We start from the raw sequence: 10,263 nt of genomic DNA on the forward strand, positions 1-10,263 counted from the left end.
CCTTGTCACTGCGCCAGCGCTATTCTTGCTGCATGACACCTTTCCCTTCTCTCTCCGGTCTGCCCCGCCAGCTACGCCATCCCGAGGTGCGTGATCTGGCCTGGGTGCTGCTTGCTCCGCCGATGCTGGCCGAGGCGCCTTGGGTGCAGCGTCATCCGCTCAGCGGCAGCGATTGGGTGGCGGCCCCCGAACAGTTGCGTGACTGGCTGCTGGCCCTCGATCACCACCCGGCTTCGCTGGTCCAGTGGCTGGAGCAGGCGTCGACGCGCCGGCTGGGGCGTTACTACGAGCGACTCTGGCAATACGCAGTGCTGCAGGCTCCGGGTGTCGAGTTACTGGCGGCCAATCTGCCGGTGCGCCAGCAGGGCCAGACCTTGGGCGAGCTGGACATGCTGCTGCGTGACCGCGACGGGGTGCATCATGTCGAGTTGGCGATCAAGTTGTATCTGGGCCCGCAAGACGGTAACGGCCGTGACCCGGCGCAGTGGCTGGGGCCCAGTGCCCATGACCGGCTGGACCGCAAGCTGCGCCATGTAAGCCTGCATCAATTGCCGATGTCGTCACGCCCGGAGGGCCGCGCAACCCTGGCCGGGCTGGGAGTCGAGGCGTTCAGTGCCGAGCTGTGGCTGGGTGGCTATCTGCTGTACCCCTGGCCCGGCCATGCGCAGCCGCCCGACGGCGCCCATGACCAGCATCTCAAAGGGCTTTGGCTCCATCAGCGCGACTGGCCAGCGTTTGTCGCCGCCAGCCGCCCCGGCCGCTGGCAACCGCTGCCTCGCCACGCCTGGCTGGCGCCGGCACGTTATCAGGACGCCTGGAGCGAGGCGCAATTGCAAGACTGGCTGGCAAAGCTTGAGCCACTGGCCCCGGCGCAATTGCTGGTGCGCCTGGAGCCAGACGCCGAGGGCGGCTGGCAGGAAGCCGAGCGGCTGTTTCTGGTGGCCGATGCCTGGCCTGATCTGCCCGACACCGGCCGCTGACCCGCCGCCTTTATTTGGTACGTGGCAGGAGGATGGTCAGAAAGCCCAGCAACGGCAGGAATGAACACAGGTGGTAGACATAGGCGATGCCGTGGCTGTCGGCCAGGTAACCCAAGGTCCCGGCGCCGATGCCGCTCAAGCCGAACATCAGACCGAAGAACACCCCGGCGATCATGCCTACGTTGCCTGGCACCAGTTCCTGGGCGTAAACCACAATGGCCGAGAACGCCGAGGCCAGGATAAAGCCGATGATCACGCTCAGCACCGTGGTCCAGAACAGATCCGCATACGGCAGCGCCAGGGTGAACGGTGCCGCGCCCAGAATCGAAAACCAGATCACCGCCTTGCGGCCGATGCGGTCACCAATCGGTCCGCCGAAGAAGGTGCCCGCCGCCACCGCGCCGAGGAACAGGAACAGGTGCAGTTGCGAACTGGCCACCGACAGGTCGAACTTTTCGATCAAATAAAAGGTGTAGTAGCTGGTCAGGCTGGTCATGTACCAGAACTTGGAAAAGATCAGCAGCGCCAGAATCGCCAGCGAGAAGATCACTTTCTGCTTCGAAAGACCGTGGGTGGCTTTGTGCCCGGCCTTGAGCTTGAACAGGTTCAGGTGCGCCTTGTACCAGCGGCTGATGGCCCACAGCAGACCCAGCGCGAGCAAGGCGATGATGCCGACGAACACCACGTTACCCTGCCCGAACGGAATGATGATCGCTGCCGCCAGCAACGGGCCGATCGCCGTCCCGGCGTTACCGCCGACCTGAAAGGTCGACTGCGCCAGGCCAAACCGCCCGCCTGAGGCCAGCCGCGCAATACGCGAAGCTTCGGGGTGGAAGGTCGACGAGCCGATCCCGATCAAGGCTGCCGCCAGCAGAATCATTTCGAAACTGCCGGCCATCGACATCATCACGATACCGATGAGGGTACAGACCGAGCCCATCGGCAGCACCAGCGGGTTGGGGTGCCGGTCGGTGTAGTAACCGACCCAGGGTTGCAGCAAGGACGCGGTGAGCTGGAACGTCAGGGTGATCATGCCGATCTGTGCAAAGCTCAGGTCATAGTTGGCTTTGAGCATCGGGTAGATGGACGGCAGGATCGCCTGGATCAGGTCATTGATCAGGTGCGCCAGCGCCACTGCGCCGATGATGCGCATCACCAGCGGGCTGGACTGTGGCGTGGCCGGAGCGGCCGCCGAAGCGGGTTGGACACTGGACATGAGGGTCATCCGTAAAGGCAGGTTGCAGAGCCCTCAAACCGATATTACAAAATATGTCATCAGCCCGAAGGGGGCGACAATGTGCCATTTTTCCGGGCCGCAGCGCCACGCTTTATTGTCGTTTTTGTGGCTCTGGTCCTTACTCGGCCAATGGCTGAACGGTGCGCGCCTTATCCATCGACGGCACCTCATGCAGGGAAATCCGCGAGGTTTCCGGCAATGCCAGGCCCCCCATCAATGCCAGCAACGACACCGCCACCAGATAGAACGCCGGTGACAGGTTGCTGCCGGTGGTGGAGATCAGCCAGGTGGCGACCAGCGGTGCGGTGCCGCCAAACAGGGTGTAGGCCATGTTGTAGGTGATTGCCGAGGCGGTGTAGCGGGTCCGGGTCGGGAATACTTCCGAAAGCAGCGCGGCGGTGACCACGCCACTGAGCACCGCGCCTACGGCCAGCAACATCACACCGAGCACCGAGGCGGCGAACGATCCGGAGCTGGCCATCAGAAACGCTGGCAGTACCACAACGATCAACAGCGCGCAGGTGGTGGCAATGGTCTTGCGTCGCCCGACCTTGTCGGAAAATGCCCCGGCCAGCGGGCAGATCAGCGCAGCAAACAGCAGCGCGATCAGCGCCACCAGCAGCGAAGTGGCACGCGTCAGACCACCCGCCACTTGCAGGTAGGTGGCGAAGTAAGTGGTGAACATATAAAACGACAGCGCCGTCAGCGATACAAAGGCGCCCAGGCACAGAATCGGACGGGCGTGGTGGCGAAGGGTTTCCTTGAGCGGCGAATGGGCCACTGCATGCTCATCACTGACCGCCTGGAAGGCAGGGGTCTCGGCCAGCCGCGAGCGCAGATAGATGCCGATCAGGCCCATGGGGGCGGCGATCAGAAACGGCAGACGCCAGCCCCAGCTCTGCATGGTTTGACTCGACAGCGTGGCTTCCAGTGCATACGCCACCACGGCTGCGGTGGCAAACGCGGAGAACGTCGAAACCGGCAGGAAGCTGCCGTACCAGGCGCGCTTGTCAGTCGGCGCATGCTCCATCACATAAGCGCAGGCCCCGGCATACTCGCCGCCAGCGGAAAAGCCCTGGGCGCAGCGAATCAGGGTCAGCAGGATCGGCGCCATGACTCCGATGCTGGCGTAGGTGGGCAGTATGCCGATCAACGTGGTGGCGGCGGCCATCAGCAAAATGGTCATGGCCAGGGTGCGTTTGCGCCCGATCCGGTCGCCGAGCATGCCGAAAAAGATCCCGCCCAGCGGCCGGAAGGCAAACGCCACGGCAAACACGGCGAAGGTCTTGAGCAAGGCGACACTGGGGTCACCACTGGGGAAAAACAGCAAGGCAATGGTGGTGGCCAGAAAACCATAGACGGCAAAGTCGAACCACTCGACAAAGTTGCCAATGGCCGCAGCGACGATGACTTTTCTCAGGGTGGCAGGATCAACCTGCGGGGCGGCGGGGTTTGTCATGCGGACCTCGGCATGCTGATCGGGATTGCCCCGATTATCCGAAGCGCCGCCTGTCCGACTCGCTCTGAAAGGGGCCTCTACGTACCCGAGACCGACACACTGGCCCGCTTGCCCTGCAAACCACCGGTGTGGACGAACAATAACCGGGTGCCGGAGGCGAAACGGCCCGCCATGACGGCCTGGTGCAAGGCCAACAACGCTTTGCCGGTGTACAGCGCTTCCAGCGGCATGCCGCTCTGTTGCTCACTGTCACGGATGAACGCCAGCAGCCGAGCGTCGGCTTTCGCAAATCCACCGCGACTGGCGTCGAGCAGTTCATAACCGCTGCCTGATGCTTGCAGCAAACCCGCAACATTGCCCGCCACACCGTGATCGTCCGGCACCGCCAGCGCGCCGAACACCCGATGCGCCCCGGCCTCGGCACGCACCAGCCCGGCCAGGGTCGTGCCGGTGCCGGCGGCCAGCCACCAGCCGTGGTAATCCTCCCAGCCCAGCCCCGCCAGTTGCCCTGTGACCATTGGCAGCAACTGCGCACAACCGATAAGCCCTGCCGCCCCGCCGCCGCCTTCGGCAACCGGCTGAAACTGCGGATACTGCGCCTGCCACGGGCCCCAGAAATCGGCCTGATGGCGCTGGCGATAACCACCGTAACCCAGCCAGTGCAACTGCATGCCGAAGTCTTGCAGGTCTTGCACGGTTGGCGTGAGCTGTTCATGACCACGCAGCAGACCAACCGTGGCAAAGCCAAAGCGTTTGCCCGCGGCGGCCAAGGCATGCAGATGATTGGAGTGGGCGCCACCGAGGCTGATCACGCCCGCCGCATCCTGAGCAGCGGCCGCTTGCAGATGGCCAATGAGCTTGAACCACTTATTGCCGCTGATCAGCGGGTCGATCAGGTCCAGACGCAGCACGGCCACCTGCACCCCGGCCTGGCGCAGCCAGGGCAGGTCCAGAGGATGCAGGGGGGCTGTGGGTTGCCAGGTCAGGGCGTCATCAAGCATAAGAACTATCGGCCGGGAAAAACGCGCAGTGTATCGCTTGCGACTGAAAACCGGCCCCATAAGGGCACCTCTAAAAACGTAGGCGAGGCAGCCAGCGCAAGGCGAAAACCGGCGAGAAACGGTCGGAGTCGCGCTCGACTTTACGGGGTGTAAATGAGCATTTTGAGCCGATTTTCAACGCAGCGATGACAACGCAGGTAGTTTTTAGAGGCTCCCATAAGCGGCCTGCAACCTGAATCACTCGGTTTTCAAGCCTGGCTTGCCGTTCTCGGCTCGCCATTTTTTTACAGTGTTCACGATACCTTCAGGGGAACAATCTTCATCAGGTGACGGATAGTAGAACAGATCGCTTCCTCTGGGGTGCTCTGTGATTTTTCTGAAGTGCATGATCCACGAATTGTGTTCGCGCTCACTGGCTGATCTGACGAACCAGATGTCATTGATAAAGTCAGAAAACTCCAATTCGGTATAGTCATTAAAGCTTTTCTTTAGCTCAGCCACGTTTCACCCCCGCAGAAACCTACAGCACCGCCGCCAGCCGTGACCCCTGATCGATGGCCCGCTTGGCATCCAGCTCGGCGGCCACGTCCGCGCCGCCGATCAGGTGCACGCTCTGCCCGCCCACCAGCAGCGCTTCATGCAATTCACGCAAAGGCTCCTGGCCGGCGCAGATGATGACGTTGTCCACCTCCAGCACAGTCGGCTCGCCCTCGCCCACGCGGATATGCAGGCCAGCGTCGTCGATCTTCAGGTACTGCACGCTGCTGAGCATCTGCACCTGACGGTTTTTCAGGCCGGTACGGTGGATCCAGCCGGTGGTTTTGCCCAGCCCGTCACCGACTTTCGATGCCTTGCGTTGCAACAGGTACACCTGGCGCGCCGGAGCGTGCACTTCGGGTTTGATGCCGGTGACGCCGCCACGGGCCTGCAAGGCGGTATCAATGCCCCACTCCCTCCAGAACGCTTCGCGGTCCAGGCTGGTGGACACGCCCTGATGGACCAGAAACTCCGATACATCGAAGCCGATACCGCCAGCCCCGATCACCGCCACGCGCTGGCCCACCGGCTGGTGCTCGCCAATCACCTGCAAGTAGTTCAATACCTTCGGATGGTCGATACCCGCAATCTGCGGTGTGCGCGGCACGATGCCGGTGGCCAGCAAGACTTCATCAAAACCGGCGTTCAGAAGGTCCTGGGCAGCGACCCGGGTATTGAGGCGCAGCTCGACACCGGTGCTTTTGAGCTTGCGGTCGAAATAGCGCAGGGTCTCGAAGAACTCTTCCTTGCCCGGCACCTGCTTGGCGATATTGAACTGCCCGCCGATTTCACTGGCCGCATCGAACAGCGTGACCTGATGCCCGCGCCCGGCCGCCACCGTGGCCGCCGCCAGCCCCGCCGGTCCGGCACCGACCACGGCAATACGTTTGGGCTGCGTGGTAGGCAGGTAGTTGAGTTCGGTTTCATGGCAGGCCCGCGGGTTGACCAGGCAACTGGTCAGCTTGCCGGCGAAGATATGGTCCAGGCAGGCCTGGTTGCAGCCGATGCAGGTGTTGATTTCATCGGCGCGACCGGCAGCGGCCTTGTTGACGAACTCAGGATCGGCCAGAAATGGCCGGGCCATGGACACCATGTCGGCGTCGCCTTCGCGTAAAACCTGCTCGGCCACCTCCGGGGTGTTGATGCGGTTGGTGGTGATCAACGGAATCTGCACCGCACCGCGCAGGTGCGCGGTGACTTTGGTGAAGGCAGCACGCGGCACCTTGGTGGCGATGGTCGGAATGCGCGCCTCGTGCCAGCCAATACCGGTGTTGATCAACGTAGCACCAGCCGCCTCGACGGCCTTGGCCAGTTGCACGATCTCGCTCCAGTCGCTACCGCCCTCCACCAGGTCGAGCATCGACAGGCGATAGATGATGATGAACTGCGCGCCCACTGCCTCACGCACCTGGCGGACGATTTCCACCGCCAGACGCATGCGGTTCTCGAAGCTGCCGCCCCAGCGGTCGTCGCGCTGGTTGGTGCGCGCGGCGAGGAACTGGTTGATGAAATAGCCTTCCGAGCCCATGATCTCGACCCCGTCGTAGCCGGCCTCGCGGGCCAGGCTGGCGCAATTGACGAAATCACCGATCTGCTTCTCGATGCCCTGTTCGTCCAGCTCACGGGGCTTGAACGGGTTGATCGGCGCCTGAATGGCGCTGGGCGCAACCAGACCCGGGCTGTAGGCATAGCGGCCCGTGTGCAGGATCTGCAGGCAGATCTTGCCGCCGGCCTGATGCACCGCCTCGGTGACGATGCGATGATGAGCGGCCTCCTCGGCAGTGGTCAGCTTCGCCGCGCCCTTATAGGTCACCCCCTCGTCGTTCGGCGCAATACCGCCGGTGACGATCAGCCCCACGCCGCCTCTGGCACGCTCGGCAAAATAGGCCGCCATGCGCTCGAAACCGCCCGGCTTTTCTTCCAGGCCGGTGTGCATCGAGCCCATCAGGGTGCGGTTGCGCAAGGTGGTGAACCCCAGGTCCAGCGGGGCGAGCAGGTGCGGGTAGGCGGTGGCGCTCATTGTCAGGCTCCAGCGAAATCATCACGGTCAAAGGCGAGGGAATCTCAGCGGATGCCCTTTCGGTATGTTGCCCACAGTAAATAGCCCGGCCAACGCACTCAATGACCACAACTGACAAGTTAATGATCAAAATGCACAGCAGCGGGCTTGGCAAGCCTGTCGCGACGCCCTACCCTGACTGGCATTCTGCTTACCGCATCCATTCTGGACCTTATGCGCAAACTACTCGGCCTGTGCCTGTCCGCTGCTCTTGTCGCCCTGCTGCTCAGCTATGGCGTGTGGACCTCGCAACGCCCGCTGGGTCATTACCTGTCAGATCTGCGCAGCCATCTGGCAATCAATCAAGGCACGCCTGCCGGGCGCGGCAACCTGCTGGGCATCGAAACCGAGCTGTACCCCACCGATTATCAGGACCTTGAGCGCTTGCACCGCAAGCTGGCGGCCTGGCTGCAACAGGCTCGCGAGCAAGGACTGCTTAATGATAAAACTCTGGTGGTATTGCCCGAACACATCGGCACCTGGCTGTTTGCCGCTGGCGAAAAGAATCAGTTCTACAAGGCCGAAACGGTCGATGAGGCCATGACCTGGCTGGCCTGGAGCAACCCGATCAAGTTTGTCAGCGCGTTGCTCAATGCCCGCGGCGAGCAACGCCTGGGTGATGCGCACTTGCGCATGAAAGCGCAATCGATGGCCAGCGACTACCAGCAGTTGTTCGGCGGCCTGGCCAGCGAGTTCAGCGTCACCCTGGTGGCCGGCTCGATCATCCTGCCTGAACCACACATCGAAGCCGGCCAACTGACCGTCAGGCCAGGCCCGCTGTACAACGTCAGCCTGGTGTTCGGCGCCGACGGCAAACCACTGGGTCAACCCCAGCGCCAGGTGTATCCGAGCGTTCATCAAGGCGGCTATGTACAGGCAGACCGCCAGGCGCCCTTGCAGGTGTTCGACACACCCGCCGGCCGCCTGGCGGTGCTGATCGGCAGCGACAGCTGGTATCCGGACAACTATGCACGGCTCAATGCCAGCGGCGCCGAGCTGATTGCCGTGCCGGCTTTTATCCCTGGCCGACAGCGCTGGAGCGCGCCGTGGCCGGGCCACACCAACCAGGGACTGACGCTGCCGGCTGGTGCCCTCAGCGAAGGTGAAGCCTGGCAACGCCTGACCCTGACCGGGCAGCCCTCACAGAGCAACGCCCGCGCCGGCATCAGCGTATTCATGCACGGCCAGTTCTGGAATCAGGGGGCTTCAGGTGACAGCTTCGTGCACCAGCAAACCTCGCCGCCTGGCGCACCGCTCGGCGGCACCCGTTTGATCAACCTCTGGCTGTGAACATGAACCGCCCGCCCTTGCGCCTGGGGGATCTGTCGGTAGGTTTTATCCAATGCCTGGATGAAGCACTGCGCAGCCTCGGCCATGACCCCACGGCGCTGTTGCAGCAATATGGCCTGGACAGCCATAGCCTGAGCCAGGCCGGCGCGCGCCTGAGCATTGCCCGCTATATGCGCCTGGGCCACGCCGCCATCGAGCTCAGTGGCCAGCCGGCGTTGGGCTTACAGATGGGCAAACTCAGCCGCCTGGGCCAGGCCGGGCTGGCCGGGGTCACCGCAGCCCAGGCTCCGGATGTCCGTGAGGCGGCGCGCACCCTGCTGCGTTTCGAGCCGCTCTACGCGGCCAATTACCGGGGCCAGTCGCGTCTGCTTGAAGACAGTGAGGGTGCTTGGCTGCGGTTCTATTCAATCAGCCCCTACAACGCCTACAACCGTTTTGTGGTCGACTCGCTGCTCAGCGGCTGGTTGAGCCAGTTGTCTGGCGTGGCCGACCGCAGCTTGCAGGCCCAGCGCATCGAAATCGAGTTCAACGCGCCAGACTATGCCGCGGCATACGCCGCCCTCAGTGAACAACCTGTTGTGTTCGCGGCGGCAACCAATCAGCTGCGTCTGGATAACGCCAGCCTGGAGATCCGCAACCCAGCTCATTGCCCGAGTACCTGGCAACAGCTGGTGCAGTTATGCGAACTGGAGCTTGAGCGCCTGACCCGCACACGCAGCCTGCGCGAGCGCATCATCAGCCTGCTGGGGCCATTGCTCAATGGCGGTCGAGAACCGGATCTGGAAGAAGTGGCGGCCAGACTCAAGCTGCCCACCTGGACCCTGCGGCGCAAGCTGGCCGATGAGCAGACCAGTTTTCGGGCCGTGCTCAACGATACCCGCCGCGACCTGGCCATGACCTACATCCGCGACACGGAACTGGCCTTTGGCGAAATCGCCTACTTGCTGGGGTTTGCCTCTGCTGAGGCCTTTCAACGGGCTTTCAAGCGCTGGAATGGCCAGACGCCCGGGGAGTTTCGCCGCAGCCAGCGCCTGGGCGCTCGCTGAGTGTTATAGCTCGGTCGCGTCGTCAGCCGGTTCCGGCATGTCGAGTTCATAGGCGCGGTATTCGAGCAATTCTTCTTGATAGTCATCCATGGTGCAGGCCCTCTTGGCAGGTGTTCAATGCGGCGTCAGACGTTGAGCGCAGCGTGCAGGTAATGACCCTTGTCCTGACAGTAAGGTTCGCATGTGACAGGAAAATGTCCGTATCTGGATGATACGAAGCGCCAGGCGGCTAAATTAATCCGGCGCGCGAACCAACTGATATCGCCCTTGACTTTTCCCGTACTGGCGCAATACCCTCAGTGCCATGAATACCTCCAAGCAGTTCTTCGGCCAGATTATTATTACCGTCATTCCAGTCATGGCGGGTTAGCCGACGTTTGCTTGAAAAACCCGCCCTGGAGGCGGGTTTTTTCTGTCTCCCGGGTCTTGAAAGCTTGAACCAGGAGTCAGACATGATCGCTATCGCCCGCCCAATCGTCGCTTGCCCATCCGTTATCGGCCAGTTGTCTGTGCCTCGTGCCCTGTACAAGGAAACGACGCGATGAGCTATGCCGAGTCCGATTTGCTCAACCACTACGTACGCAAGATCCTCACCTCCCGCGTCTACGACGTGGCCATCGAAACCCCGCTGCAGGGGGCTCGCCAGCTGTCTGA

The 10,263-nt window shown here is 62.6% G+C and carries 9 protein-coding genes; 4 read left to right on the forward strand and 5 right to left on the reverse strand.

Annotation, left to right across the window (positions count from 1 at the left end; all coding sequences use genetic code 11):
• Positions 1 to 32 precede the first annotated feature (32 nt).
• Positions 33 to 980: a DUF1853 family protein gene (locus NRB16_RS21875; RefSeq protein ID WP_257106908.1), complete on the forward strand. Its 948-nt coding sequence runs from the start codon at positions 33 to 35 to the stop codon at positions 978 to 980.
• 10 nt (positions 981 to 990) lie between these two features.
• Here the strand turns inward: NRB16_RS21875 and NRB16_RS21880 are convergent, their stop codons facing one another.
• From NRB16_RS21880 to NRB16_RS21900, 5 genes are all read right to left on the reverse strand, one after another.
• Positions 991 to 2,196: an MFS transporter gene (locus NRB16_RS21880; RefSeq protein WP_173426705.1), complete on the reverse strand. Its 1,206-nt coding sequence runs from the start codon at positions 2,194 to 2,196 to the stop codon at positions 991 to 993.
• Between the two features lie 139 nt (positions 2,197 to 2,335).
• The gene (locus NRB16_RS21885; RefSeq protein WP_257106909.1) at positions 2,336 to 3,676 is read right to left on the reverse strand and encodes an MFS transporter; all 1,341 of its coding nucleotides are present in this window, start codon (positions 3,674 to 3,676) and stop codon (positions 2,336 to 2,338) included.
• Between the two features lie 77 nt (positions 3,677 to 3,753).
• The gene (locus NRB16_RS21890; RefSeq protein WP_257106910.1) at positions 3,754 to 4,677 is read right to left on the reverse strand and encodes a 1-aminocyclopropane-1-carboxylate deaminase/D-cysteine desulfhydrase; all 924 of its coding nucleotides are present in this window, start codon (positions 4,675 to 4,677) and stop codon (positions 3,754 to 3,756) included.
• Positions 4,678 to 4,914: 237 nt separating this feature from the next.
• Positions 4,915 to 5,178, reverse strand: coding sequence for a bacteriocin immunity protein (locus tag NRB16_RS21895; protein ID WP_257106911.1), 264 nt, complete (start codon positions 5,176 to 5,178; stop codon positions 4,915 to 4,917).
• 19 nt (positions 5,179 to 5,197) lie between these two features.
• Complete coding sequence (locus tag NRB16_RS21900) at positions 5,198 to 7,234, reverse strand: NADPH-dependent 2,4-dienoyl-CoA reductase (RefSeq protein WP_257106912.1); 2,037 nt, start codon at positions 7,232 to 7,234, stop codon at positions 5,198 to 5,200.
• Between the two features lie 213 nt (positions 7,235 to 7,447).
• On the opposite strand from NRB16_RS21900, the gene NRB16_RS21905 reads away from it, so the two are divergent.
• From NRB16_RS21905 to NRB16_RS21915, 3 genes are all read left to right on the forward strand, one after another.
• The gene (locus NRB16_RS21905; RefSeq protein WP_253117285.1) at positions 7,448 to 8,563 is read left to right on the forward strand and encodes a carbon-nitrogen hydrolase family protein; all 1,116 of its coding nucleotides are present in this window, start codon (positions 7,448 to 7,450) and stop codon (positions 8,561 to 8,563) included.
• A gap of 2 nt (positions 8,564 to 8,565) precedes the next feature.
• A complete protein-coding gene (locus NRB16_RS21910) occupies positions 8,566 to 9,609 on the forward strand; it encodes an AraC family transcriptional regulator (RefSeq protein WP_253117286.1) in 1,044 nt (347 codons plus the stop codon).
• Positions 9,610 to 10,171: 562 nt separating this feature from the next.
• Positions 10,172 to 10,263, forward strand: a 92-nt coding sequence (locus NRB16_RS21915) for a hypothetical protein (protein WP_257106915.1), incomplete at its 3' end; no start/stop codon positions are given.

Origin of the sequence: Pseudomonas sp. LJDD11 (assembly GCF_024584215.1) — a bacterium.
Lineage (GTDB): Bacteria > Pseudomonadota > Gammaproteobacteria > Pseudomonadales > Pseudomonadaceae > Aquipseudomonas.